Annotated in this window: 23 protein-coding genes, 3 tRNA genes and 2 pseudogenes; 13 read left to right on the top strand and 15 right to left on the bottom strand. The window is 33.3% G+C overall.

Going from position 1 to position 25882, the window contains the following annotated elements; genetic code table 11:
* Positions 1-66 precede the first annotated feature (66 nt).
* On the top strand, positions 67-195 hold the full coding sequence (locus WBP_RS05375) for a DUF2497 domain-containing protein (RefSeq protein WP_246166001.1): 129 nt from the start codon (positions 67-69) through the stop codon (positions 193-195).
* Positions 196-339: 144 nt separating this feature from the next.
* The gene (locus WBP_RS00550) at positions 340-927 is read left to right on the top strand and encodes an RlmE family RNA methyltransferase (RefSeq protein ID WP_041571579.1); all 588 of its coding nucleotides are present in this window, start codon (positions 340-342) and stop codon (positions 925-927) included.
* Between the two features lie 17 nt (positions 928-944).
* On the opposite strand, the gene WBP_RS00545 is transcribed toward WBP_RS00550, so the two are convergent.
* Positions 945-1520: a heme exporter protein CcmB gene (locus tag WBP_RS00545; protein ID WP_369799993.1), complete on the bottom strand. Its 576-nt coding sequence runs from the start codon at positions 1518-1520 to the stop codon at positions 945-947.
* A 178-nt stretch (positions 1521-1698) separates the two neighbouring features.
* Here WBP_RS00545 and WBP_RS00540 point away from each other — a divergent pair, with 178 nt between their 5' ends.
* Complete coding sequence (locus tag WBP_RS00540) at positions 1699-2082, top strand: TraR/DksA family transcriptional regulator (protein WP_011256777.1); 384 nt, start codon at positions 1699-1701, stop codon at positions 2080-2082.
* A gap of 14 nt (positions 2083-2096) precedes the next feature.
* Here WBP_RS00540 and gmk read toward each other — a convergent pair whose 3' ends face one another.
* The 8 genes from gmk to der form a co-directional block, all read right to left on the bottom strand.
* Positions 2097-2684 carry a guanylate kinase gene (gene gmk / locus WBP_RS00535; RefSeq protein ID WP_011256778.1) on the bottom strand — a complete coding sequence of 196 codons (588 nt, stop codon included), beginning with the start codon at positions 2682-2684 and terminating at the stop codon, positions 2097-2099.
* A 52-nt stretch (positions 2685-2736) separates the two neighbouring features.
* Complete coding sequence (locus WBP_RS00530; RefSeq protein WP_179958979.1) at positions 2737-4557, bottom strand: pentapeptide repeat-containing protein; 1821 nt, start codon at positions 4555-4557, stop codon at positions 2737-2739.
* Positions 4532-5872: an ankyrin repeat domain-containing protein gene (locus WBP_RS00525; RefSeq protein WP_167895743.1), complete on the bottom strand. Its 1341-nt coding sequence runs from the start codon at positions 5870-5872 to the stop codon at positions 4532-4534. Before WBP_RS00525 ends, WBP_RS00530 begins: the two co-directional genes overlap by 26 nt.
* 256 nt (positions 5873-6128) lie before the next feature.
* Positions 6129-6218, bottom strand: a tRNA-Ser gene (locus WBP_RS00520).
* A gap of 150 nt (positions 6219-6368) precedes the next feature.
* Complete coding sequence (ppa, locus tag WBP_RS00515) at positions 6369-6884, bottom strand: inorganic diphosphatase (RefSeq protein ID WP_011256781.1); 516 nt, start codon at positions 6882-6884, stop codon at positions 6369-6371.
* 573 nt (positions 6885-7457) lie between these two features.
* Positions 7458-8000, bottom strand: a complete 543-nt coding sequence (locus WBP_RS00510) for a demethoxyubiquinone hydroxylase family protein (RefSeq protein WP_167895742.1) — start codon at positions 7998-8000, stop codon at positions 7458-7460.
* On the bottom strand, positions 7963-8475 hold the full coding sequence (locus WBP_RS00505; RefSeq protein ID WP_179958978.1) for a disulfide bond formation protein B: 513 nt from the start codon (positions 8473-8475) through the stop codon (positions 7963-7965). Before WBP_RS00505 ends, WBP_RS00510 begins: the two co-directional genes overlap by 38 nt.
* A 25-nt stretch (positions 8476-8500) precedes the next feature.
* On the bottom strand, positions 8501-9913 hold the full coding sequence (der, locus tag WBP_RS00500) for a ribosome biogenesis GTPase Der (protein ID WP_167895741.1): 1413 nt from the start codon (positions 9911-9913) through the stop codon (positions 8501-8503).
* 136 nt (positions 9914-10049) lie between these two features.
* Here der and WBP_RS00495 point away from each other — a divergent pair, with 136 nt between their 5' ends.
* Positions 10050-11102 (top strand): hypothetical protein, encoded by a 1053-nt coding sequence (locus WBP_RS00495; RefSeq protein ID WP_218938837.1) that lies wholly within the window; start codon positions 10050-10052, stop codon positions 11100-11102.
* Between the two features lie 107 nt (positions 11103-11209).
* A complete protein-coding gene (locus WBP_RS00490; RefSeq protein WP_167895740.1) occupies positions 11210-12736 on the top strand; it encodes an acyl-CoA carboxylase subunit beta in 1527 nt (508 codons plus the stop codon).
* Positions 12737-12789: 53 nt separating this feature from the next.
* On the opposite strand, the gene WBP_RS00485 is transcribed toward WBP_RS00490, so the two are convergent.
* Positions 12790-12862 (bottom strand) — tRNA-Thr (locus WBP_RS00485).
* Positions 12863-12882: 20 nt separating this feature from the next.
* Between WBP_RS00485 and WBP_RS00480 the strand changes: the two genes are divergently transcribed.
* From WBP_RS00480 to pdxH, 3 genes and pseudogenes are all read left to right on the top strand, one after another.
* Positions 12883-13026, top strand: coding sequence for a hypothetical protein (locus tag WBP_RS00480; RefSeq protein ID WP_167895688.1), 144 nt, complete (start codon positions 12883-12885; stop codon positions 13024-13026).
* Positions 12992-13807 (top strand): bifunctional DNA-formamidopyrimidine glycosylase/DNA-(apurinic or apyrimidinic site) lyase, encoded by an 816-nt coding sequence (gene mutM / locus WBP_RS00475; protein WP_167895739.1) that lies wholly within the window; start codon positions 12992-12994, stop codon positions 13805-13807. Before WBP_RS00480 ends, mutM begins: the two co-directional genes overlap by 35 nt.
* Positions 13808-13822: 15 nt before the next feature.
* Positions 13823-14416, top strand: a pseudogene (gene pdxH / locus WBP_RS00470) (pyridoxamine 5'-phosphate oxidase).
* 10 nt (positions 14417-14426) lie between these two features.
* Here pdxH and WBP_RS00465 read toward each other — a convergent pair.
* Together WBP_RS00465 and WBP_RS00460 are read right to left on the bottom strand one after the other, a co-directional pair.
* Positions 14427-14945 carry a hypothetical protein gene (locus WBP_RS00465; RefSeq protein WP_167895738.1) on the bottom strand — a complete coding sequence of 173 codons (519 nt, stop codon included), beginning with the start codon at positions 14943-14945 and terminating at the stop codon, positions 14427-14429.
* 257 nt (positions 14946-15202) lie between these two features.
* Positions 15203-15276, bottom strand: a tRNA-Met gene (locus tag WBP_RS00460).
* A 96-nt stretch (positions 15277-15372) separates the two neighbouring features.
* Between WBP_RS00460 and WBP_RS06125 the strand changes: the two are divergent.
* From WBP_RS06125 to virB9, 3 genes and pseudogenes are all read left to right on the top strand, one after another.
* A pseudogene (locus tag WBP_RS06125) lies at positions 15373-17324 on the top strand (ComEC/Rec2 family competence protein).
* A 930-nt stretch (positions 17325-18254) separates the two neighbouring features.
* Complete coding sequence (locus WBP_RS05355; RefSeq protein WP_246165994.1) at positions 18255-18491, top strand: RluA family pseudouridine synthase; 237 nt, start codon at positions 18255-18257, stop codon at positions 18489-18491.
* Positions 18492-18571: 80 nt separating this feature from the next.
* Entirely contained in the window at positions 18572-19360 is a 789-nt protein-coding gene (gene virB9, locus WBP_RS00445) for a P-type conjugative transfer protein VirB9 (RefSeq protein WP_167895737.1), read from the top strand.
* Between the two features lie 23 nt (positions 19361-19383).
* Here the strand turns inward: virB9 and WBP_RS00440 are convergent, their stop codons facing one another.
* From WBP_RS00440 to nuoE, 3 genes are all read right to left on the bottom strand, one after another.
* Positions 19384-20889, bottom strand: a complete 1506-nt coding sequence (locus tag WBP_RS00440) for a proton-conducting transporter transmembrane domain-containing protein (protein ID WP_167896284.1) — start codon at positions 20887-20889, stop codon at positions 19384-19386.
* Between the two features lie 89 nt (positions 20890-20978).
* Complete coding sequence (gene tgt / locus WBP_RS00435) at positions 20979-22169, bottom strand: tRNA guanosine(34) transglycosylase Tgt (protein WP_167895736.1); 1191 nt, start codon at positions 22167-22169, stop codon at positions 20979-20981.
* Entirely contained in the window at positions 22170-22670 is a 501-nt protein-coding gene (gene nuoE, locus WBP_RS00430) for an NADH-quinone oxidoreductase subunit NuoE (protein WP_167895735.1), read from the bottom strand.
* Positions 22671-24470: 1800 nt separating this feature from the next.
* Between nuoE and WBP_RS00425 the strand changes: the two genes are divergently transcribed.
* Together WBP_RS00425 and gatC are read left to right on the top strand one after the other, a co-directional pair.
* Complete coding sequence (locus WBP_RS00425; RefSeq protein WP_011256305.1) at positions 24471-25397, top strand: ribose-phosphate diphosphokinase; 927 nt, start codon at positions 24471-24473, stop codon at positions 25395-25397.
* Positions 25387-25740 carry an Asp-tRNA(Asn)/Glu-tRNA(Gln) amidotransferase subunit GatC gene (gene gatC, locus WBP_RS00420; RefSeq protein WP_011256304.1) on the top strand — a complete coding sequence of 118 codons (354 nt, stop codon included), beginning with the start codon at positions 25387-25389 and terminating at the stop codon, positions 25738-25740. The genes WBP_RS00425 and gatC overlap by 11 nt, the downstream gene beginning before the upstream one ends.
* The last annotated feature ends 142 nt before the right edge of the window (positions 25741-25882 follow it).

Below are 25882 nucleotides of genomic sequence, written 5' to 3'. Positions count from 1 at the left end.
AGTAACAACAAAGGAATAACAGTGGCTTACAAGGGCAAAATAGCGATCACCTAATTTAAAAAGAACATGGAAGAGATTAAAAAGCTACTTGAAAAAATGCAAAACGAACTACAGCACGAACAACAAAAAAAATCAAACCTCACTGTTGAAGAATTAGTTATATCTCTTTTAAAGCCTCAGTTGCCGAGTGGCTGAATAATTATCTCCATACATTGGTAAAAGAAGTAGTCGAAAAAGAGCTCAAAGATATCATCAATAATAAGTGATTTTTACAAGGTGTCAGCAATAAAAACTAGAGTAAAAACAGCTAAAGGTAGAAAACTATCCTCAACAAGGTGGTTGCACCGTCATTTAAATGACCAGTACGTACAAAAAACTAATAAGGATAGTTATAGATCACGCTCAGCATATAAGTTGATAGAAATAGATAATAAATTTAAATTACTCCAAGCAGGGCAAAAAATTGTTGACCTTGGTGCTTCTCCTGGTGGATGGTCACAAGTTGCATCTCAGAAAGGTGTAAAAGTGGTTGCTATTGATATAAAGCCAGTAAACACAATTAGTGGAGTGAAATATATACAATACGATATAAATGAACTTGAAACTTTAAGGGAAAGATTTAAAGATCAAAAATTTGATGTAATTCTATCTGACATGGCCCCAGAATCTTGTGGGTTAAAATCGCTGGACCATATTAGAATCATGCTTTTATGCGAAGCAGCACTGAACTTTGCAAAACATTTCCTAAATTACGGTGGTAAGTTTGTAGTAAAAATTTTTCAAGGAGAATCTGACAAAGACTTTTATAATGAATTAAAAAAAATGTTCAAAATAGTAAAGTACTTTAAACCAAAATCAAGTAGATCTGAATCTACAGAAATGTATTTGGTAGGTTTAGGTTTTATCAGCAACAGTTTTCCTATATAGATTAATGGCAAAAATTTCTAATTCTGCTCTACAGCAAATTTCAATGCCATATGAGTAGCTATAGTACCGTTAACCATTAAAATGGCAAAAATTAAAGCAGTAATAAGTAACATATGAATACTTAAGAACAAACCCTCAAAATGAACTAGTAATTTAAAATACACAAATGTTGGCATTATGATTGGCAAAACAAGAATTTGTGATATTCCCGATGCTAAATTGTTTCGACCAACCACTAATGCATTTCCAGTAGCTGAGATATTAATTATTATCAGCGTATTAAGTAATAAAGATAAGCCTACCACTACTGAGTGTTCAATGTTACTATCCAAAACTACGAAGCTAAATATGGAAGAAATCACTGAGATTGGCAGCCCGAACAATAACCAGTGAACAAAAATTTTATAAGCAACTACAAACCTAGGGGAAAATGGCTGTATAAAGATTTGCTCTAATATTCCATCATGATAATCAAAAACAAATAAATTACTTGTAGAGATTTGCAAAACAAACGTAGCGCATATCCATATTAACGTTAACATGATTTCTTGCTTATTGCTGCTTTCAAGTGCAAATGAAGATAGACTTAACATTATAATAAAAACACATATCGTATAGATAAAATTTTTACTATCTATCGCTAATCTTCCTATTGAGCTAATCATACTAGGTTTTTAAATGTTTATTATAAATTATAGTGTTTAATTTTAGATAGTATAATTTCTTACTCACAAATTATACAAGATTTATTAATTAATTAATAATATAATTATGAAAGAGTCATCAAAAACAAAATTATCAGAAGATTACACTCCTTCAGAAGATGAAGAATATATGAGCGTAAGACAGTTGGAATACTTCAACTTAAAGTTGGAATCAATCCTTGCTGAGCTAGAGAAGCAGGAACTAGAAGATAGTGCATACTATTTTGATGAAGACAGTGGAAATGAAAAATTAATTAAGCGCAGAAAAGATAGAAAAGAAAAAATTAAGGAGGCATTAGAAAAAATAAAATTAGGCACCTACGGCTATTGTGATAGAACAGGGGAAGAAATAGGAATTGCAAGACTTAAAGCTAATCCGCTTGCTGTATATTGCATTGAAGAGCAAGAGAGATTAGAAAAGGAAAAGAACGTATATAAGACTGATGATTAATTGCATATGGTCACCTAAACCCCTGATCTCTTAAGTCTTTCTTTATCTAATATAGAACTTATCTCTTCTACACTCTTATCAATATCATCATTGATTACTACATAATCATATTTATCGCGCTTGCTCATCTCTTTTTGAGCTTCGGCTAACCTGTGTTCTATTTCACTTGCACTGTCACTATTACGTTTTTGCAAACGCAACCTAAGCTCCTCCATTGAAGGGGGAAGTATAAAAACACTTATAACTTTTTCCCTCATAAGCTCAAATAAATGAAATGCTCCTTGCCAATCTATACTTAGTAAAACGCTTATTCCACTGCTCAGGTTCTGTTCTATAAAACTTTTCGGTATGCCATAAAAATTTTCAAAAACTCTGGCGTACTCAAGCATTTGACCAGCTTCACATAACTCATGAAATTCTTTCTTGGTAACAAAAAAATAGTCTTTTCCATTTATTTCGCCTGGGCGAGGTTTGCGTGTAGTCATAGAAACCGATCTAACTAAATTAGTCGATCGCTCAAGTAATCTCTCTAATATAGTAGTTTTGCCAGCTCCAGAAGGAGAAGATAAAACTAATAATACACCTTCATTCTCTACAGCCATTATTTTCTTCTAAGTATAAGTTAACAAGCACACTACAAGGTTCTTCATTTGATTAGGACTTTGCATTTTCTAATATGGCACTTTTTGAATCAGGTTTTAAAAAGCTAGAATGATCTAAATTGGAATCCGATAAATTGGTACCAATAAGAGAAGAATTATCAAAAATAGTATGGCGTAAATCAGCTTTTTTAAGGTTTGCCTTATTTAAATTAACATTTACAAATTTCGCTCTACTCAATATCGAATTGGAGAAATCGGCATTCTCTAGATTCATATCCTTAAATTCAAAGCAAGAATAATTTACATCAAACTTTTCACCCTGTAATATCTTTTCTTGCAAATTCTCAATTGAAGTTATAGCACCTTCTAAGCCAGCAAGTTTCTCCTGCCCTTCATTATCAATCAAAATCGAATGATCAAATTCACAATCTGCTAAATGAGCATCAACAACTGAGCCTTTATATATGCTAGAAGAACGAAAAGACGTACCACTGACCGTTGAATTATTGAAGTTGCTAAGAAAAAAACTGGCTTTCTTAAAGGCACTACCGCGAAGTAAAGAAGATTCAAAGTTACTTTCAACAAAATTTGAACTAGTTACTTTTAGATTAGACCAGATTGAGTTATTCGCTATTAAATTAAAAAAAGTTGAGCTTTCTATTTCACTAGAATCGATGCTATTGTGAAAAAGTCTACTATTATAAACCTGAGAGTCTCTTATTTTTACCCTATACATCGAAGTTGAGGAAAGGTCTGTACTTTCTATCTTCGCAGAGGTAAATAACGAATGGTCAAAAAACGAACCATTCATGTTAGAATGTACAACTCTAGTATTATGAAACTCTCCATGGCGAATGTCAGAATCAGAAACATCAACTTGATGCAGCTCGCTAAAACTAAAACCAACATTGGATAAATCAGCATCTTGAAAACTGACTTCAGAAACATATGAATGTTTTATCTTGGAACCATTTAACATAGATTGAACAAAACTTGAATTATCACCATTTACATAGGAAATTCGAGTTTTGCTTAAATTAGCTCCACCAAAGTTGCTGTCAATTATAGCAGAAGAATCAAAGCAAACATTAGAAAGATTGCTGCCTGTGAAGTCTGATTCTTTTATTTCCGTGCCATATATATTAGCATTTTTCAATGAGGAAAATTGTATTTTTAGTTTATATGAATCCACTCCAAAAAAATTTGCATTATCAAGACTGCTTCTTTGCACAACAGTATTGTTTATTTCACTATCACTAAAACTTATATAGCCCACATTTGAGTCTGATAAGCTGGAAAAATTTATTTTTACATCTGAAAAATTAGTATGTAAACCGGTCATACTGTGCATTCTCACTTTTTTGAGGTCAGAGCTGACAAATTCAGCACAACTAACATCAGATTGATCAAGTATAATATCTGTCAAATTTGCAGAAATAAATTTTGTAAAACCCAAATTCGTACCTTTTACTTTTATACCTTGCAAATTAGCATTAGAAAAATTAGCACCACGTAAATCAGAATTAATAAAGGATACACCTGACAAGTCAGTATGAGAAAAATCAGCACCAATTAGACTCACTCCATTAAAAATAGATCCATTGAGGTACAATTTACTAAAATCTGCTCCATTTAAGTTAGAGCCAAAACCTTTTCTAAAATCCTCTTGAATACCTTTTTTGTGGCATTGTACTAGAAATTTAGCAAAGTCTTTTTTACTGTAAGACACATACTTTATCTTATGCAAAGCATCTAAAAAATCACTAACTGGATTTTTTGCATCATTTATTTCATTCCCGTAACACAAATGACCAACTAAAATTAATATCAAAAATCTAATTATTTGCTCAGTCTTCATTGCATTGTAATTCATTATCTTTTTTTGTCTTCACAGCCCAATCATACATTTGGCTTTTCTTATTATCTACTTTCTTATGTTCTAAAAGATGTGGTATCATTTCAGCAATTGCATTTATTATATCAACTTGTTCTCTTTCAATTGCTATATCAATAGGAGATTGAAAATTATTATTAACTACTTTAGGATTAGCACCTTGTAATAAGAGAAAGCGTATTATATCTATCTTACCTTGCTTAACTGCATAAATTAAAGGAGTATCTCCAAGTTTATTTCTAAATTCTAATATCTCTCGAACTGTTAATCCAAATTCTTCCAATTTATTTATTATTCCTCTTAAGCAAACCAAGTTATTCTTTTTAATACAGTAAAAAAGCTGCTTACTGTAGTCATCAATAAATATGATTGTCGGAAGATGCTCATTAAGATTATCGTATTGTCGCTTATATATTGACTTGCTTTGTGCATTTTTATGACACCATTCCTTTATTGGTTCTCTATCTAGCTTTGTCCATTTTTGTAGATTCTCCTTTTCCTCTTGTTTGCTTTCTTCATCTTTCTTAGTGATAGGTTTTTCTCGATTTTTTCCATTAAGGTCCCCAGTTACTTTTTCCACTTTTTCTTTTCCTGCCTGATCTTCTGCCTTTTCTTTTTTTTTCTTCAACAATTGACTTGCATTACTTTCCGAAGGTTTATTTTTCTCTACATCGACCTCTTTATCAACTTGTAGATCTATCTGTTGGTTATTCATATCTTCATTCAAATCAGCGCTTGAAGGCTCTTTTTTTACATCTTTTTTCACTTCCTCACTAGCAACATCCGGTAAACCTTGAGCAGATCTATCTGTACTTTTTTCCGGTGGATTATTACTAAGGTCTAGCAAATCTTTACCAATTTTCTCATCTCCGCTCACAATTTTCTCAACCGGAGGGACTTTATTTTTATCGTGTTGCAATTTTTTTTTATTGGTCGCTCCTTCGAACTTAGTATCCTGTATTCCTTCAGCGTTCAACTTATCGACGTTTGTAGAATCGTTCCTGGAAGATTTTAGTTCGTCTCCCCGTTGGGTCATGTTTTTCAGTAAATCTTGTTTCAGATTTTTCCTCATACCCACATCTTCATACACAGAACCAACTGATTCATCTACATCAAATCTTTTTTCTTTAGCCAGCAAATCTTGTTTTAGATCCTTCTTCACACCTACATTTTCATGTACAGAATCAACTAATTCATCTGCATCAGTTTTTTTTTCTTCAACTTGTTCCACAGCAAATAGGTTTAGTGATCCAAATACGACAAATAACAACGTAAAGTATAAAACACTTCTCATAAATATTCCAAGCATAGGCTTAATTAAGATAATACTATAATCAAATAATTAATCTATAGTAAAAAACGAGCATGAGGAACAAAGAGCGATTAAGAACTTTTATTTTATAGGAGCAGTATGGCCACAGGAAAATATAAGAACTCATCTGAACTCTATAGCTTCACAAAAAATCCAATAAAGTTAGGTATATTGTGTATGTCTAGATTAAGGTGAAAATAGGTTAACACAGTGAATCTTATAATGTGCTAATAACACGCGGAAGGAGAGGGATTCGAACCCTCGATACGACTTTTGATCGTATAACGGTTTAGCAAACCGCCGCCTTCAGCCGCTCAGCCACCCTTCCAAATCTTGAACTTCAAGACAAATACTCTATATAATACTAAGACTTTACAACCTGCCTAACCTTTTAATAATAGTATCTTATACTAAAAATCCTTCAAACCAGTTAACAACTATGACTTTACTATAACACAATAACTAAAATTAACATGCATTAATTTCTACTTTTAATAGCGCTCTCAACAATTTTTTTCGCTTTTTCTGCATCAACCCACTCTCCAACTGTCACTGTTTTCTCTTTCTCTAGGTCTTTATAGTGTAAAAAGAAGTGAGTAATTTTATCCAGTAGGTTTTTAGGCAAATCAGAACAGTTTTTCACATGATCATAATAGCTATCAACACTGGAAACAGGCACAGCTAATACTTTTTCATCTTTTCCCTTCTCATCCTTAGTAAGCAAAGCACCTACCGGACGCACCGATATTAAAACACCAGGCGCTAAGGGAAATTGAGTTAACACCAGAACATCTACGGGATCACCATCACCCGCACAGGTATTTGGCACAAATCCATAATTGCAAGGATAGACCATTGCAGTAGATAAAAACCTGTCAACCCGTAATAATCCGAGTTCTTTATCAAATTCATACTTTACGGGCTCAGCATTTGCACTTATTTCAATAATCACATTTACTGCATCTGATGCTATAGTTATCTTACTCAAATCCATAAATTATCTCTTATCTTTAAGAGTAAGCATTATACAATAGACTTCTTGAATAATCTAGAAAAAAGGCAATTATTTTAAATATTGGCGTTTTTTATAACGCTGCTGCTTTTAAATTGCTTCAACTATAAATATTTAAGAAATTTATCAAGTGAAAAAAGGTAAAAAAAGCCCTATAGTGACTAATTATCAACATTTTTCGTTGTCTATTTGACGTTTTTTAATCTCCTGAACGCTTTATAAGCGCGATTCATGATATTAGGTATAACAACCCTGCTATAGAAAAAGTTAAGAAAGAATATAATAAGGATACTCTGGAAACTAAGTACAATGCAATAAAAAATACACAACCCCAGATTTTAGCTTTCAATAGTCTTTAAATTATGAAACAGCTTTATTATTGATAATAATAAAGCTGGCAAAATGTGTCAAGCAATTTTTTTTCGTTTCTATTGAACAACAGTTATTATACGCTAGCGCGTTGCCAAAAACTATGCAAAAGGTCTAATATATACTTTCGAGTTGCCATATTTACATAATTTCATCTTTATGAACAAAAAGCCGCCTGAAAATTAGCTAAATCAACTTAGATAAATAAATAGCAACTTTGCAGCCTGTTTTTACAAACGAAGATAAAATATTATAGCCAAGCGCACTTTCAGCGTTGTGTTCAATTGCAATATCTCTGTGTTCTAGCTCCTCATTGCAAAATTTACTTATTATTTCTTTTAATTCCCCATCTTCTAAATATGAAACCTGTTCTCTGTAGTGCTCTCCGATCACCTCCTCAACTGCAGCGGTGCAAGCCATAGCAGCTTTTTTGCCCATAATTGCAGTGATAACACCAAGTGACACTCCTAATACATACCAAACTGGCAATAAAATAGTAGGGCGAACTTTTTGCTCTTTAATTTTTCCGTTAAAATAGTGAAAATGTTTCTTTTCCTGCCCTTCCATTTCGATTATTTTATTGATTATAGAAGATTTCTTAAGAATAAATTTTTGACCGTAATAAATGCAAATAGCACCATATTCCCCAGCATGGTTTACTCTAATTGTTTGATGCAAGAACTTACTGTTGCTATACCTTAAGCTGTTCAGATTTCTTTCCTTCTCCACAATAAATTTTACCTGATAAGAACAGAGCTGCTATAAGATAAATAAGGTTCCATGTTGCTAGGGAAACACCTAAGATATAACGAGGCCTGTCACAAAATGGAGAGTAATCAGGGTTTAATAGATTATTTCTCAGCTCTTCTACGCTAGCGTTACTACTTGCTTGCTCCGCGCAGCCTAAGACATCATGAAATAAGTGGAATTCAAGACCTACATGATAAAAAGATATTACTGCACCTATAAGATAGCTGCAAAACATTGCATAAATTAGAACCTTGTTATTTTTGAGCATATAAACCACTGTAAGTAATCCTGCAACATAATAAATTATCCGCTCGTACATACATAACTTACATGGTAGCATATTGAAAAAATACTCTAGTACGTATGCAAAAACTAGAGCAATAGCACTTGATAATAAAAAGATTGCAGAAACTCTAGAGTTATTACACATAACTTTAAGTGAATTATTATACATACCTCTGAAAGTATAAAGCAGAATTTCATTTTACATAGGGATTTTTATTCTTTTTTAAAAGAAGCCTAACAGGTATACCATCTATAAAGAAATTCTTCCTGAGATCATTAATTAAATAGCGTTTATAACTCTCATCAACACCTTCAGGCACATTACATGTTAAAGAAAAAGCCGGAGGTTTAGTACCAATTTGAGCAATATATTTCATCCTAATTGCTCTACCTTTTACAAACGGATGAGGATGCCTACCTAAAGCATCAACTAGCCACTTATTCACTTTTGCAGTGCTGATTTTCTTATTCAAGAATTCGTTCACTTCAAGACACTTGTCTATTACATCACTGCAACGAATGCCTTTCAGTGCAGAAATCGTTACAGTTGGCACTTCCAAGAACAACCTAGTTATCTCCTGTTGTCTTACAAATTTTATCAACCTGCTTCTATCATCTTTATTTATTAAGTCCCACTTATTTAAAACAATGATAATCCCCTTCCCTCCTTTGATTGCAGCTTCACCAATTGATAAATCCTGCTGCTTAATGCCAAGTAGAGAGTCTAGCATCAAAACCACCACATGAGAGCGCTTTATTGATTCCATACTTTTTTTAACAAACTTTAATTCTAGATCATCTATAAGATTTGCCCTTCTGCGAATTCCCGCAGTATCGATGAGAGTAATAAGTTTTCCATTATGATTGTATGTAATATCTACAGAGTCACGCGTGGTGCCAGGTTCTGAACTTGTTATTAGCCTATTTTCTGAAAGTAAACTGTTTAAAAAAGTCGACTTTCCAACATTTGGACGGCCAATTATTGCAACCCTAAGCCTATTAGGTTCATTAGATTGATTTTCAGCATGTAACGTTGAAATCTGCTCATTTTTTTCCTGGATCCCAGTTCCAGCTACTTTGATGACAGGCAAGGGTTTTGGAATAACAGAGGAGAAATTTGTAGAAGAATCAATAACGCCAGCCAATGCATTGTAAAGATCAACCATGCCAAGATTATGTTCAGCTGAGATGTATACTGGGCCTATGAAATCAAAAAACTGCAGGTAATCAATATTTTCAGATTTATAACTCTCACATTTGTTTGCTATAAGTATCACAGACTTATTTGTCCTTCTTTTTAACCATTTTGCAAATTCTTTGTTTTGCTCATTTTGCACTTTTGCATCAACAAGAAAGAAAATTATATCTGCACTAAATAAAGAAAATTCTATCTGTTCAATAATCTGAAGGAAGAAATTAGTTCGATCATTCCACCCCCCTGTATCTATAATTTTAAGCTCCAAATCACTAATTCTTCCGACTCCTTCTTGTCTATCCCTTGTTATCCCTGGAATGTTACTAACTACTGCTGCTTTTCTTCCCAATATCCTATTAAATAAGGTTGATTTGCCAGCATTTGGCAGGCCTACTATAGCGATTTTTAACATAGTTTAAAAGCATGTCCTGTATGAAGTAAATTATAACTGAAACTTTTCAACTTAACTATTGACTTTGTAGATTACATCAATATCCTAAAATTAAGGTATTTTATTTTAACTTTATTATGTAAAGTAGGGGGTGGTTATGTCAGTGTTAGAGAAAATAGAAAGTGCAAGTAGTGAAAGATCAAAACAACTAGGATATTCAGAAGAAATGGGGAATTTGCAATCAAGCAAGACAATTTATGGACATGTTAATGAACATATGGAAGAAAATATTTCAAATACGCTGCGTGAAATATATAATGCTCTTATCTTATATAATGAATCGGAAAACTTACCTAATGATGTAGCCATAGAAAATATGGCAAAGGAATTTCGAAAATCTATAAAAGATGCAAAAAAGAACAAGATCATGTTTAGCGTGCCATGTCATATTGATGTATTTCGAGAAGGAGAAAAGTTATCAGTAATAGATTATTTAATGCTGGTTTTACAACATCTTATGGAAAGCGATGCCAATGTTACTGAGACTGGAAAAAGCAAACTACGGCCTTTTTGGTTAGAAATGTCTGATCTAGTTTCAAAAGGTAACGATATAAGCACAAGAGTCTCGAAAATACTACCAAGCGATATACTGCAAAAGCGTGAAGATTACTTGTCAAGTCTAAAACAGATTGTACGTGGCGGCATTGAAAAAAGCAAAGAAAAAGATGTGATAAAAGGTGTTACGGTAGAAAGAGATAATGGATTTTATTATGTAAGATGTCCAGAAGAAAGTGTTGTGGTTCCTGCAAAGTTTCTGAACAATCCAGAATTTCAAGGTTTAGATGGAGCATTAAAGATTGGGAAAAGAGATAATATAATCCGAATACAAAACGGGCAATATTGTGATATGAAGGGCGTACTTCAGATGACTTTCCCAGTAGGTGAGAAAAAAATTGAAATGATTTTATCTTCTGAAAATACCTCAGGCTTTGGCAAAATAATGGTGTATATAGATGACAAAAATTGTGAAATTTTTTCAAAATATTGTGAAGAATTAGCAAAAGAACCTCGTATAAGCAAGGTCATTGAGGCTGCCAAAGGTTTCGTGCAAGCAAAAAAGAGTGAAGTTAGCCCACCTTCCTTTGCTTTAGAAAAAGTCAGTGAATCACAGCATTCTCAGAGCAATGGACAGGAGTTACCAGGAAATTAACCATTACTATATATACACTGTTGCATACAGCAAAGGTGTATGTGTATAGTTAATGGAGTTTATAAGCTTAATAAGGTTTACAATCAATTTGAAAGTTGTTCTACCACATGCAAGACTTTAAAGCACTGGAAAACTTACAGACCAAAACGTTAGAAGCTGAAAAAGGGGGTGGTCTTGATAGGATTAACAAACAACACAAAAAAGGGAAATTAACTGCTAGAGAAAGGCTTAGTATATTGCTCGACGAAAATTCGTTTGAAGAATACGATAAATTTGTAAAGCGTCATACAACTGATTTTGGTATGCAAAACGCCAGTTTTTTAGGTGATGGTGTTGTAATTGGCCATGGCACTATTTATGGCAGAAAAGTTTTTGTTTATTCTCAGGATTTCACTGTTTTTGGTGGGTCACTCGGTGCGTCACATGCAAAAAAAATATGTAAAATTATAGATATGGCAATTAATGTAAGAGTTCCCATTATTGGACTAAATGACTCTGGTGGGGCCAGAATTCAGGAAGGAGTAAATTCTCTTGCTGGTTACGGAGAACTCTTTCAAAGAAATGTAAATGCATCAGGCGTGATACCACAAATTTCCTTAATTATGGGTCCATGCGCTGGTGGTGCGGTTTATTCCCCAGCATTGACTGATTTTACCTTCATGGTAAAAAACAGTTCATATATGTTTATAACCGGACCAGATGTAGTAAAAAAAGTTACCTACGAAGACGTAAATCACGAAGATCTCGGCGGAGCAAAAATTCACACAAGTAAGACAGGAGTGGTAGATTTTGCGTTTAATAATGATGTTGAAATGTTGCTAAAAATACGTGAATTCTTTACCTTTCTACCAGCAAATAATCAAGAATTACCGAAATCTGTACCAATCTGTGATGATGTTGATGACATTAATGAATCTTTAAATACCCTCATTCCTCACAATCCTAATACCCCTTATGATATGCATGAGCTCATTGAAAAAGTTTGTGATGAAAGGAATTTTTTTGAACTAAAACCTGATTTTGCTCGTAATATTATAATTGGGTTCGGTAGAATTAAAGGAAATACTGTTGGCATTGTTGCAAATCAACCTATGTATCTTGCAGGATGTTTGGATATTGATTCTTCAAGAAAAGCTGCAAGATTTGTAAGGTTTTGTGACGCATTTAACATTCCTATTACTACACTTATTGATGTTCCAGGATTTCTGCCAGGTACAAATCAAGAATACAATAATATAATACAACACGGAGCAAAGCTGCTTTATGCCTATGCTGAAGCGACTGTACCAAAGATTAGCCTTATTACCAGAAAAGCGTATGGTGGTGCATACATTGTGATGAATTCTAAACATCTAAAAGGCGATATAAATTATGCTTGGCCAACTGCTGAAATAGCTGTGATGGGCCCAGAAAGTGCAGTTGAAATTATATTTCGGCATGAAAAAGATCAACAAACTCTAATTAAAGAATATAAAGAAAAATTTGCTAATCCATTTTTTGCTGCATCACACGGGTATATCGATGACATAATAGTGCCAAGTAAAACGAGGTATCATCTTTACAAAGCATTAGAGCTACTAAAAAACAAAAAAATAGAAAGAATATGGAAAAAGCATGATAACTTACCTCTGTAACTCTTTTTCAAGTTTTTATTATGGAGCATGCAATACTATAAACACAATCAGTATGCCGTTACCAAGATTCGAACTTGGGACCTCATCATTACCAATGATGTACTCTACCACCTGAGCTATAACGGCAGAATTTATATACAATGATAATGAATAATATAAAAAAGAATAAAGAAAAAAAAGAGGGGAGAAAAAGGTTAGTAAAAGCTCTAAAGCAAAATATTGTAAAAAGAAAAAAACAGCAGCAGGGTAGGCAAGATGCCAGAGCTCCCAGAAGTGGAAATAATCTCTAATTTTCTGTTTGATAAGATTAAAAACAAGCAAATAAGCGATGTTACAGTCAACAATTGGAATTTGCGTGTACCAATTACACAAAATATCGATGATGTAATAAAGGGTAAAGTAATAAATAATATCAAGCGTAGAGGCAAATATATAATTTGGCACATAGACAATGATATAGTTGTCACCGTACACCTTGGCATGAGTGGAAAGCTCATATATGCTAAAGGGGAGCAAGCACAGAATAAACATGACCATGTGATATTTTCATTTTCTGACAATACTTCAATAATTTTTAATGATCCAAGAAAATTCGGATTAGTCATTATTTTAAATAAAGAACAAGAAGTAAATTTTTTTAATGATTTTGGAATAGAGCCCTTCACAGATGAATTTAATGGAGATTATTTACAGAAGCTACTGAAAAGCAAAACGGTCAATATCAAGTCAGCATTAATGAATAATAAATTAATAGTTGGTATAGGCAACATATACGCTTCTGAGAGTCTGTTTAGAGCTCGCATATCACCATTAAGATCAGCACAAGATTTGACGTATAAAGAGTGCGAAAAACTTGCTACTGAAATAAAAAATACTCTGAGTGATGCAATCATAGCTGGTGGGTCGACGTTAAAAGATTATGCACAGCCATCTGGATCTGTTGGATACTTTCAAAATAGTTTTTATGTATATGGTAAAGTTCAAAAACCTTGCAAAATTTGCAATAATACTATAACACTTATACGACAAAATGGTCGCAGCACTTATTTTTGCAATGCATGTCAGAACTAAGACTTCACTTTGGGTATGATGTTTTTGCCTGAAAAAGATCCGTTTGATTTGTTTTCAAAATGGTATAAAGTAGTACTTAATTCTCCATATAAACAACCAACTGCAATGATACTAGCAACTTGTAGCAAAGACTGCACTCCATCTGCAAGGGTAGTATTGCTAAAGGAATATAGCGAAGAAGGTTTTATGTTCTTTACTAATTGTAAATAGTAGAAAAGGGAAAGAATTGACCAAGAACTCCAAGGCTGCACTAGTATTTCACTGGATAGAGTTTTTTAGGCAAGTACAAATTGAAGGAGGGGTTAAGCTTCTAGGCAGGAAAGAGCTGATCAATATTTCTCATCTCGAGCACGCAATAGTCAATTTAGTGCATGGTGTTCAAAACAATCGAGCGTTTTGAAAAATTGGCAAGACTTCGAGCAAGTTATCGGACTGAAGAAGAAAGAATTTTACAATACACAAGTTCCTCGTCCTGATTTTTGGGTAAGATTCTCCATAATTCCAAAAATAATTGAATTCTGGCAAGAAGGTAAGCACAGAAGACATACTAAGTTTAGGTACACTCTCTTTAAGAGAAGAAACTGGAAAATAGAGCAGTTGTATCCTTAAGTTATGTCATTTAAGATAAGTTCTTGAGTAGATCAGGCAAATTTTTCTGCACATCTCCCACCATTAATATATCACCATTTCCAAGATGTTTGGCTGTATAAGATTCATTACAATTATCTTCCCTTAGGGTTGTGCTTTTATATAAAGCAAGAAACCCAACTTCATCACTATTTAGTCCAGCTGTAATGATAAAATCAACTTCTTTAATATACTGACCTCTCATATTTTCCTTTAACCAAGAAAAATCCATTTTATCTGCTATATTAGCATAGCACAAAAGTTCCATACCTGAACTCTGGTGAAGTAAGTCAGGGTTCTCAGTTAAGAGTTGCCAATTTTTTAGTAGAACTATATTTCTCACTGTATAATGAGCCGTAGTTGGCTTACCATACAAACAGCCTTCGTTAAAGTCACTTATGGTTTTGATAATCTTATCTGGTTGTACTAGCATCTTACGTATAAATTTGATTATATATTGAGACACATCAACATCACTACTTAGATTATGCAGTAATCTCAGTCGTGACACAAGATTCTGAATTAAAACAGGTAGTCCACTTCATTTCACTTAGAATAGTCTGAACAATTGTTTTATCGATAATTTCTTCAGAAATTTTGGTGGTGCTTGCAATAAGATATTTTTTGCATAGCCCAAGTTTGTAGTGCAGATTATAAATAACAATATAAGTAAATGCACCTTTTTTATGTTCAAAATTTTAGTCTTTTTTTAGTATTTAAATCCTGTATACCACCTAAAACATCACTTTTTCGAGATGCAGGTAAAAGTTGCGGAGGTAGGATTTGAACCTACGACCTTCAGGTTATGAGCCTGATGAGCTACCGAACTGCTCCACCCCGCATCGTTGTTTATTTAGTTATTATATATGAATAATAGGAAATAAAAGAATAAAATTACACTTGGTGTATATTTTGCGTATTTGTTAACTTTCCTTGACATAATAGTTAGTTATATACGTAACAACTTACGCAATGAAAAATATAACTCAATACTGTAGTTTCCTGTTTTTCAGTGTGTGGGAACTTTAATTTACTTCTCTTAAAACTTTGAATCCAGCTTTGTTATACCTATTTTTCTTGCGCTTTTACCTACATTAATTTTGATTGCAACACTGCATAAAAGATATGCAATATTATATACTGCTTTAATTGCGGTGCTCATAGGATTTACAGTCAGCAAGTTAAGAACAGTTTTATAGTAGTTGATACTCAACATTCTTATGAAAGAGAGGTACGTAAAAAATATCGTTGCCACAGCGAAGGATGTTAATGAAAGGGAGCTCATATAAACAATTTTGCTTTATGAAAAAAAACACTAAGTTTAAGTTGAACAACATAAGAATATCAGTTAGAACTAAAGTGGAAGAAAGCATTAAAATAGGTCGATCAGGTAAAATTATCAGCAAAGCTTTTTCCTCTAAATTGCACCTTCAGAGTAGGCATATGGTTTTGTAAGAGTAGCATATCATAAAAAAATAAGTGCAACAGGTTTTGCAACAAGTAAAATAGCTCTAGTACAAAAAAGATAAAGCAAGGAAATTTCAAGGAGCATATAGAATCTTTCGCCAATACATTTACGAAAATCCGAAGCAAAATACTTAAAGAACCACATGCAGATATAGTCTCTGCATTAATAATTGGTAAAAAAGATGGAATAGAACAAAAAACTATGAATAGCAATATGAGAATTCAGATATAGCACATTTGTTCGCTATACCTGGTCTATATTTATCACATTCGTTGATGGTCTATTTTTTATAGTATTCTGTAATTTATTTGCAATATCTGAAATTTTGACTCTTAAGTACAATACTAAGAAAATATCTTCATTTCTTACCATTTTGCTAACCACGTTTTATTTATTAATCACTGGTATGCAAATTTCCGCTTAGCGCGCATACATTATGGTAATTTAGTACTTGTTGCAATAATGATAGATAGAAAATATCGAGGGTTAATAGTAATTGCGTTTGCTGCTTCAGTGATACTCATAATAGAACCAGAAGCAATTTTAGAGCCTGGTTTTCAGATATCGTTTTCTGCTGTTTTGGTGCTGGTTACCAGTTATCAGATTAATGCCAACAATATTCAAAATAAAAATAATGAAATATTTTGTGTCAATAATGATTAGCTCAGTAATAGCAAGCTTAGCAACTGTTCCTTACACAATATACAATTTTAACTATTTTTCAATCAGTGGCATTATTACAAATTTAATTGCTATACCAATAGCCACATTGATCATTATTCCATTTGGAATAATTTATGTTTTATCAACTCCTTTAGGTATTGAGTGAATTATAGCGCCACTTATAGAGCGTCCTATTGTATAGCGTTTTGTATATAACAAAAGTAATCGTTAGTCTTCAATATTTAGTTATTCCTATTCGTGTTTTTCCTGCATCATCAATTTTCATCATAATATTTGGATTATTATGGCCGTGCTTATGGGAAAGGAATTGGCGTTTCTTTGGAGTTTTGTTTATTGTGCTGAGTATTTTCTCTAGTGCTATACATAGAACTCCTAACATCTTAGTCAGTTCTGATAATGTTGCAGTAAAGGAGAGCAACAACTTACTATATTCTCTTACCAGAAAAAGCAGAAACTTTGTTGTTAAAACTTGGGCAAAGCAAAATGGGCAGAATTAAATTTTGAATCATACCAAATATAACAATCCAGACAAAAGATTAAAATGCTATAATTATAGTTATATATATAACAAGGGAAACGATAAATCAGTGCTGCTAGCTTATAAAAAAAGAAGATATGTTAGAAAATTGTAACAATGTTGATCTAATAGTTCAATTAAGCAAATTTGACCACCCAGCTTGTAACACTCAAATTATTAAACATGCTGACCTAGAAACATATAGCACACATTCAATTTAGTTAACAAATTACAACATAAAGATTAATAAAGTGCGTTCTAACCGTGGCCTCGGCATGTGCATTTGAGCCAAAAAGCTCGTTTTTGAAGTGTGCTTCATATACAATTAACCAAATTGAAGTATAAGAAAATTCATGGGTCCAGGCACTACAGAAAGTTTTTTTATCTCAAAGTAGATCACGATATAGCTCAGTTAATGAAGTAGGTTAGTTGCCACAAGATAAAACCTTAAATATCAATAGTGCTGAGAAAAATTAAGATTAGATACCTATATAGCTGAAAAACGCAATATATCATGCAGTAAAGCTCAAAGACTGATACAAAATAAGTAAGTAAAATTATTTAGCGTGCCCATAATTAATAACGATCACGTAGTAAAACTAGGTGAGGAGTATGTAATGCATCTTACTTTTCAACAACAAATCTACATTAATTGAGCCTAATCACAACATAAAACTTGATATCATCTACAAAAATGAGGACATTATAGTTCTCAACAAATAAAGTAGACTAACCGTTCACTCAGGTGCTGGAACAAACAATGACACGCTCTTAAATACAATTATCGGCATCTTAGTAAAATCCTATATATCCACATAAGGCCAGGAATTGTTCATAGGTTCGATAAAGATACCAGAGTGGACTAATGGTAATTGCAAAAAATGAGAAAATCCATGGTTTTCTGTCTGAAATATTATTAAATCGTGAAATAAAGCGCGAATATTGAGCAGTAGTTTGGGGAATATTACTTTTTAACCTGGAAACTATAAAAACCAATATTGCTCCCAACTTGGTAAACAAAGAAATGATGTACGTAACAAAAACAATTGGAAGTTAGCAGTCACCCATTACTCAGTGCAGAAAGTTATAGGGCAAGCAAGCCTAGTTGGATGTGTTTTAGAAACAGATAGAACACACCAAATCGAGTATACATGAGTCACATAGGACATTCCATTATCGGTAAACAAGTTTACGGAAAAAATAGTAGCAAAAGTGTAAAAATACGCCAAAAGCTCCGACTTTATCCGCAAATTCAATGGACAAGCATACATATCTATAAACTAGGTTTATATCATCCAAAAAGTAAAAAATATGTAGAATTTAAATCTGACTTACCAAAAGACATGAGAATTTTAATTGGCGAGTTTGAAGAAATGACAAATAAGTAGTACATAAGAGTCGATGCCTTAACAGTTGCAGTTCATGTCTCTCAATGATAAAATGAGGATTAGTATATAGTTTTAATATCATGATTAGTTTACTGCTTGTTGTACTGTTGTTTTTTTGTGGTGGTGACGCATTTGCAAAACAGGAACCACGTTCAATAGCTGCAGATAGTCACATAAAGGTAATAAACTATAATCCACAGGCTATACATAAATACACTGGTTTTTATGGTTACCAATCTAGTATATTGTTTGAACCAGGTGAGACAATACAAAACCTTTCAATGGGTGATCCAACTGGTTGGCAGCTTGTTCCTCAAGGTAACAGGTTGTTTATCAAGCCTATAGATGATATTGCTGACACTAACGCAACTGTAATTACTAATAAAAGAGTCTATTACTTTGAACTTCATGCTGAAGAAGCAACCGGATTGGATGATCCAAGATTAGCATATGAAGTAAGATTTCTTTATCCACTATTTAGCAGTGATGAAATTTACACAACCAACAATGGTGATATCCTTGAACAAGCTAACCCCACCACTATTCCCGATATAAATGATATTGAAGTTGTAAAGAAGGGCATAAATTTTAATTATTCCATCTCACATGTTAAGGGCAGCCAGTCAATAATACCAACTAAAGCCTTCGATGATGGGAGATTTACATATCTGCAATTTAATAAGGTAAATTCTGATTTTCCGGCAGTTTTTATGGTTGATTCTGCAGGGTACGAGTCTCTAGTAAATTTTCGTACAGTTGATGATTACCTTATAATTGAAAGAGTAGGCTCGGTGTTTACCTTAAGAAACGGATCAAGTACAGTCTGTTTATTTAACGAAAACATGCCTTTTGCAAAGGGTAAGCGATAATATAAACTCAAAGTCACATCTATTCAGCAAAGTGGCAAAATAAATGGTGTCACAAGGAAAATAATAAAAGTACATATCGCAGTGATAACTGGTGGTAAAATTAGAAAAACAGGTATTTTTTTAATAAAAAAATTCTTGGAAGATTTTGAGAAAAAAGCGTTGTAAATTATTGGCAAAAAGTACATAGCATTGAGTACAGTGCTTACAGTTAATACTAGAGTGACAAATACAGAAAGCGCTATATTGCCAGAGTTAAAAACAGCTTGAAAAATGAGAAACTTACCCCAGAAAGTTGAAGCAGGTGGCACTCCTATCATAGATAACGCACCTATAGCAAATGCTACCATGGTAACTGGCATACTTCGTCCTATGCCGTGAATTCTATCTATATATTTTTCACCTGTTTTCGTTATTATACTGCCTGCAATGAAAAATAAAGTGATTTTTGCAAATGCGTGACAAACTAATTGAAAAATTGCAACTCTTGCACTGAGGTCGCTAAAAATTGAAGCAAATAGTATAATATATGACAACTGAGAAACAGTAGAGTAAGCAAGCAATCTTTTTAATTCTTTCTGCTTTAACGCAATAAGTGAAGCAGCAATGATGGTAAATCCTGCAGCATATGGAAGCCACCCTCCAGCAAACCAATTTTGTTGTGCAAAGCGCTGCAAATTATCGATACCGAAAGTGTATAATATGACTTTTACGATAATAAAAGCCCCAGATTTTACAACAGCAACAGCATGTAGCAATGCACTTACAGGAGTTGGTGCAACCATCGCTCTTGGTAACCAAAAATGCATTGGCATTAATGCAGCTTTGCCTAAGCCATAAATTAGCATAGTGAAACACACTGCAGTAAAAGTAACGAGTGAGGCATCAAATTCAAATATTCCACTGCTCACAAAGTCTAAAGTATGAAATTCATTATACAAGAGACCAAGAACCGGAAAAAACAGTACTAAGGAAGAAAAAAACAACACACCAAAATAATAACGTCCAGCTATCGTTGACTCATTTGTTGCGTTATAAGTAACAAGAGGGTAAGTACTGATAGTCAAAAGTTCATAAAAAACAAACGTAGTAAGCAAATCGCCGGAAAAAGCAATAAACATTGTACAGCTGATCGATACCAAAAGAAAGCATAGGAAATCTGAGTAATTACTATCAGGATAGTTGTTCTGCATATAATATATTGTGTATATACTGGTTAATATCCATAAAAATGATATTAATAAACTAAACACTACTCCAGTAGACTCTAGCTTTAAACTAACATGCAAATTGTTGCCAAAATTCATGAGGATAAACTGAGAATGATCGCCATATGCCCAATATAAAGTGCATAGACATGTATATACAAATAGAAGCACAGAAGAAGCAACAGTAATGCCATTACTTACCGTAGGCCATTTACCAGTAAAAAGAATAACTACTGCGCTTAAAAGCGGAACCAGTGCAGTAATTAACAAATAATTTTCAGTAATAAAAAATGGTAAGGAAAGAGATGCTAAAATATAGTCCACCAAATAATTCATCTTTTTAATTAGGTAAAGTTAGAATTATACTTAAATCACAGAAAACTGCTATGTTTTTATACTTCATAGTCAACTAACTATACTTCACCAACCCAATTACTTTTCTCCTGATCCAGCCTATCATCTAATATTGCTTGTCTTATCGACTTCATCAATTTATTCATAAAGAAAACATTGTGAATGGTAATGAGAGTATAGGCTATCAGTTCTTTAGTTTTCAATAAATGATGTATATAAGCTCTCGAATATTTTCTGCAGGTAAAACATAAACAATCACTCTCAATTGGATTACCGTCTAGTTCAAATTGTTGATTTCGCAAATTAATATGTTCTTTGTACCTTGAAGAAATGGTATTTCTATTTTTCACTTTAATAAGTGCACCACCATGTCTTGCCAAGCGGGTTGGATGTACGCAATCAAATGTATCAATTCCAGCCTCTACTGCATGAAAAATATCCACAATTCTACCAATACCAAGTAAATGAGTAGGCCTATCTTTTTTTAAGTGCTCCATAGTAAAGAAAACTACATCATACATCTGTTCTTTACTTCGACCAAGCGATCCACCTATTGCTTGACCAAAAAATGGTAAATTATTAATAAAATTACAGCTTTCTCTACGCAAATCTCGGTATACTCCGCCTTGGCTAATTCCATACAGCGCTTGTTTGCCATTATCATCTTTTCCAAATTCATTCAAAGAACGCTCAGCCCACTTGTGACTCATGAGCATTGATCTTCTTGTGTATTCCTTGCTGACGTGAAACGGAGTGCATTCATCTAAAACTAGAATTAAGTCTGCACCTAATTTCTGCTGAATTTGTATAGATCTCTCAGGAGTTAAACAATAAGCTTTACCATTAATGTAAGAACGAAAAATTGCCCCATCCTCATCAATTTTAATCAGAGTTTTTTGTTTTTTTCTTATTCCCTTTATCTCTTCCGAAACTGATCCGTGTCCCAAACTAAATATCTGGTATCCACCTGAGTCAGTTAGCATTGGCCCATTCCATCCCATCATCTTGTGCAGACCACCAAGTTTTGCAACAGTATTCTCCCCTGGTTGGAGCATTAGATGATAGGTGTTAGAAAGTATTATTTGAGTACCTGCTTCACTGATCCTTTCGATATCCGCAGCTTTAATTGCAGCTCTTGTTGCACAAAATATAAATGCTGGTGTTTCTACGTTTCCGCTCGGAGTTTTAATTGTTCCAGTTCTTGCAGAATTTGATTGTTTAATTATCTTGAATGCAAAGTCTCCTCTCATCTACTTATTAGAAAGTTCTGCTATAATGCTTTCTACTTTTTCAGGAGTAAGATTTTCATAAAAATCATTGTTGATCTGCACAACAGGAGCATTGACACATGCACCAAAGCACTCAACTTCTTTTAAAGTGAACAGATTGTTCTTAGTAGTTTCACCTATGTTAATTCCAAGTTTCTTTTTAAAGGTATTTAAAATTTCTTCACTACTGCATAACCAGCAGGGAGTTGTCCTACAAACTCGTATCAGATATTTACCCACTGGTTTTAAATTATACATGGTATAAAAATTTGCCACTTCATATACACGAATATGTGGAATATGCAGCATGTCAGCAACGTAGCACATAGCGGGTTCAGGAACCCATCCACATTGCTCTTGAACAAGATATAGTAAAGGCATAACAGCACTTCCTTCTTTGCCTTTTGGGTACACCTCTATAAATTTTTTTGCTTTTTTGAGATTTTCTGATGTAAAACTAAACTGCTCTTCTTTTCCTTTCATCCGTAAAGCTCATGTAAATCTCAATAGATTATACTTGAAGAGCTAATAATTGCAATTGCTGATTTTTGAGAAACAGCGTTCTATAGCATCATACTATCTGCAGAGTGATATTATTTATTTACCCAGTCTGTGAACTCTTTGTTTCTACTCATTTCTTATATTTCATTTTGCAGATCATGGTAACACTTATAATCTCCTTATGCAGTGCAGTAAAATTGTTCAACAATCGCCTCAGAATGCTGACCATTCAAGTATTTTGATACTATAATCCCTGTTTTATTAAGGATTATCATGTGTTTGATCATAATAACCATAATATATATTGTATAAACTTAAGTGTTCGGATTTAACCTTATCAACCACTGCTCAAAACGAGACTTACATATAGCTTTTTTCAAGCCCACTATATGTTTTCTCATACGCCATAAAGTCTGCAGTTTCTTTAAAAACTGGTAATTGAAGTTTTGGCGAAAAATCCTCAATTACTGGCTGATAAAACTTAAGAAACTGAATACAATGGGTAAATTCATGAAAAATATGATATTTAACGTAATCACTCTACTGTCATTAAGAAAGAAAAACATATTTGAAGCTGAAGATTTTAAAAGCTCCTTATACTGAAGGTAGTTGTTATTAACTGTCAATCCAGTTCAAGTTTTGGTAGATCAAAGTCATATACTTTTTCAAAACCCAGCAAGTTAGTTCCTACTCTCCAGCATAAAAATAAGGAAATTTACATAATCGTTAACTTGAATATCAAAAAACCTACAGCATCTTTTTAAAGCATTGTTGGTAGTGTCTTCAATATCTTTTAGTTTCTCATCTTTAAGATTTTTATGAAATACCTCTACTGTTAAATTACTTCTCTCAACATTATAAATATATTTATCAGAAAGAACTTTACTTATTTCAGCTTCAAGTTTATCTCTAGGCCAATAATTTGGCTCACTAGGGCTAAAGAATTCTTTAATGCCGCAAAAAGGCCCATATAACCTCGTACTGCAATTATACTCATTATAGAATGATACACGATTGCCGTCAAGAAGTATATCTAACTCAAACTATATAACTACCTGCAAAAATTGCGAGTGGTCCAGTAGACTTCTTGCGTAACTCAAACTCAGCAGAAAAAAGGCAATTTACTTATCTGTAGCTAACGCAGACTAGACGTTATACCGCCGCGGCACCAATAAGCAGCTGTTGTCAGTAAATCTTCAGCTACAAATATTTAAGAAATCCACCAAGTAAGAAAAAGACAAAAGAAGCCCTAGTTAATATCTATTTAAAAACACTAGCGTTTTTTTATGTTTTAAATACTTAATAATCGCGACTTAGTTGTTTTTTATTGCAACTAACCTTTAGTCATAAATGTTTTAGAAATTTACTAGGCAAAAAAAAGGCAAAAGATATATTGTGGTAGATAGTATTTACTCTCTAATCCTGCAAGTTAGCATATTATACTGTCCTAAACGCTTTATAAGCGAGTTTCAACTTATATAGGTAAAAAATTAGAAATATTGTGAAGACATAAGGTACATATAGTGCAAAAAATTAAACATAAGATGCTAACTATATAACACTTTATTATTTTAATCTGCACAGATTGAAGGTAACTTAACACCCCCAGTATCGGGATAAGGGGGCTAGCGAGGTTTGTCAGGTAGTTTTTTGTGTTTCTGTGAGTTACTGAACGATCGACAGCTATGCAACTAATTCATTGACAAGAACGTTAAAATAAAGAAACTCAATTTCTATCATCTCATAATTTCTGTATAATCTTACAAGTTTAATTGGTATATTATGAAGATAATAATAGGTAATGCTAGTAAAGAGCTAGGAAAATTAATAGCTAACAAGCTGAATGTTCAGCCATTTTCCGCTCAGGTATCAAAGTTTGCCGATGGTGCGATAAATGCGGAAGTGGAAAGTAACCTCTGCAGTCAAGAGGTATATATAATACAGTCCATTTCTCCCCCTGTGAACGACCATCTCATGGAGCTTCTGTTCATAATTGATGCAGTAAAGAGGTCAGGAACTAAAAGAATTACGACAATTATTCCCTACTATGGGTATAGTAGGCAGGACAGAATCATTAAAAACAACAACATGCAATCTGCTTTAAACGCCAAATTAGTCGCAAATCTTATTCAGACTGCAGGTGCAAGCAGTGTTGCAGTCATTGATTTGCATTCAAGTCAAATTGAAGGGTTTTTTGATGTACCACTAACTAATTTGAGTTGTTTTGAAGCATTCGCTGACTCTATACATATAGAAAACTTGGCAATAGTTGCACCTGATGTTGGAGCAATCGGTAGAGCACGTGCTTTTGCAAAGACTTTAGAGAAAAAGTACGAGATAAAATTGAGTGATAAGATTATCATAATAGATAAATATAGGGAGAAAGCAGGCACATCTCATGTAATGAATGTAATAGGAGAAGCCACAAATAAAAATTGTGTCATTGTTGATGATATAGTCGATTCCGGTGGAACATTATGTAATGCAGCTCTCGCTTTAAAAAATCGTAGAGCAAGGTCTGTAATTTCATGCATAACACATGGCGTACTTTCAGGGAATGCAATTGAAAAAATCTCTTCCTCTTCTCTAGATAAATTAGTGACTACAGATACCATATTTCACAAACTTGAAAAGACTGATAAAATAGAAATTGTTTCAATTGCAAATATTTTGACTCATTTCATTCAAGGAGGTAAAGATGCCAGCTAGGTCAGCAGAAGATGTCATCACTTCGCTAATAGAATTTGTAAATAAGAGAAAAGTAACAATCACTAGGGAAGAAATGCTTAAAATCGCACAGCTTGTAAGAATTAAGTTATCAAATGACGAAATAGAGCATTACTCCAAAGAACTGACAATGTTAGATTGGATACATGACATTTTATTGCGAGTTAATACTAAAGACGTTTCCCCTATACGCTATGGCAGTATAGATAAGGATATTCACGTACGCGACGACGTTGTCAATTTCCAGAGCATGAAAGAGGAGATACTATCTAATACAAAATCTGAGCATGGGTATTTTGTAGTGCCAAAGGTTATAAATGATTAAAATAAGGCTCATTTTTCAAAGAAAGATTTAGAGAGTGGATTGATATAGGTTCAGGGTTTATGTAGAAGAACAGGTCTATAGAAACATAGGGTTACCACTTGTCATGGTTAAGAGGTTTAATGACTTTACCTGGATGTCTGAT

Origin of the sequence: Wolbachia endosymbiont of Brugia pahangi (assembly GCF_012030695.1) — a bacterium.
Taxonomy (GTDB): domain Bacteria; phylum Pseudomonadota; class Alphaproteobacteria; order Rickettsiales; family Anaplasmataceae; genus Wolbachia.
The sequence above is the reverse complement of the archived record's forward strand: the minus strand, read 5'-3'. Positions and strand labels throughout refer to the sequence as shown.

Coding starts and splice junctions, on each gene's coding strand:
- WBP_RS00490 (WP_167895740.1), top strand. CDS start 11,210: ATGCAAGACTTTAAAGCACTGGAAAACTTACAGACCAAAACGTTAGAA.
- ppa (WP_011256781.1), bottom strand. CDS start 6,884: ATGGATTTGAGTAAGATAACTATAGCATCAGATGCAGTAAATGTGATT.
- WBP_RS00505 (WP_179958978.1), bottom strand. CDS start 8,475: ATGTATAATAATTCACTTAAAGTTATGTGTAATAACTCTAGAGTTTCT.
- WBP_RS00425 (WP_011256305.1), top strand. CDS start 24,471: ATGAAGATAATAATAGGTAATGCTAGTAAAGAGCTAGGAAAATTAATA.
- WBP_RS00540 (WP_011256777.1), top strand. CDS start 1,699: ATGAAAGAGTCATCAAAAACAAAATTATCAGAAGATTACACTCCTTCA.
- WBP_RS00530 (WP_179958979.1), bottom strand. CDS start 4,557: ATGAATTACAATGCAATGAAGACTGAGCAAATAATTAGATTTTTGATA.
- tgt (WP_167895736.1), bottom strand. CDS start 22,169: ATGAGAGGAGACTTTGCATTCAAGATAATTAAACAATCAAATTCTGCA.
- nuoE (WP_167895735.1), bottom strand. CDS start 22,670: ATGAAAGGAAAAGAAGAGCAGTTTAGTTTTACATCAGAAAATCTCAAA.
- WBP_RS00545 (WP_369799993.1), bottom strand. CDS start 1,520: ATGTTAAGTCTATCTTCATTTGCACTTGAAAGCAGCAATAAGCAAGAA.
- WBP_RS00525 (WP_167895743.1), bottom strand. CDS start 5,872: ATGAGAAGTGTTTTATACTTTACGTTGTTATTTGTCGTATTTGGATCA.
- WBP_RS05355 (WP_246165994.1), top strand. CDS start 18,255: ATGAGTCACATAGGACATTCCATTATCGGTAAACAAGTTTACGGAAAA.
- WBP_RS00495 (WP_218938837.1), top strand. CDS start 10,050: ATGTCAGTGTTAGAGAAAATAGAAAGTGCAAGTAGTGAAAGATCAAAA.
- gatC (WP_011256304.1), top strand. CDS start 25,387: ATGCCAGCTAGGTCAGCAGAAGATGTCATCACTTCGCTAATAGAATTT.
- WBP_RS00480 (WP_167895688.1), top strand. CDS start 12,883: ATGAATAATATAAAAAAGAATAAAGAAAAAAAAGAGGGGAGAAAAAGG.
- der (WP_167895741.1), bottom strand. CDS start 9,913: ATGTTAAAAATCGCTATAGTAGGCCTGCCAAATGCTGGCAAATCAACC.
- virB9 (WP_167895737.1), top strand. CDS start 18,572: ATGATTAGTTTACTGCTTGTTGTACTGTTGTTTTTTTGTGGTGGTGAC.
- mutM (WP_167895739.1), top strand. CDS start 12,992: ATGCCAGAGCTCCCAGAAGTGGAAATAATCTCTAATTTTCTGTTTGAT.
- gmk (WP_011256778.1), bottom strand. CDS start 2,684: ATGGCTGTAGAGAATGAAGGTGTATTATTAGTTTTATCTTCTCCTTCT.
- WBP_RS05375 (WP_246166001.1), top strand. CDS start 67: ATGGAAGAGATTAAAAAGCTACTTGAAAAAATGCAAAACGAACTACAG.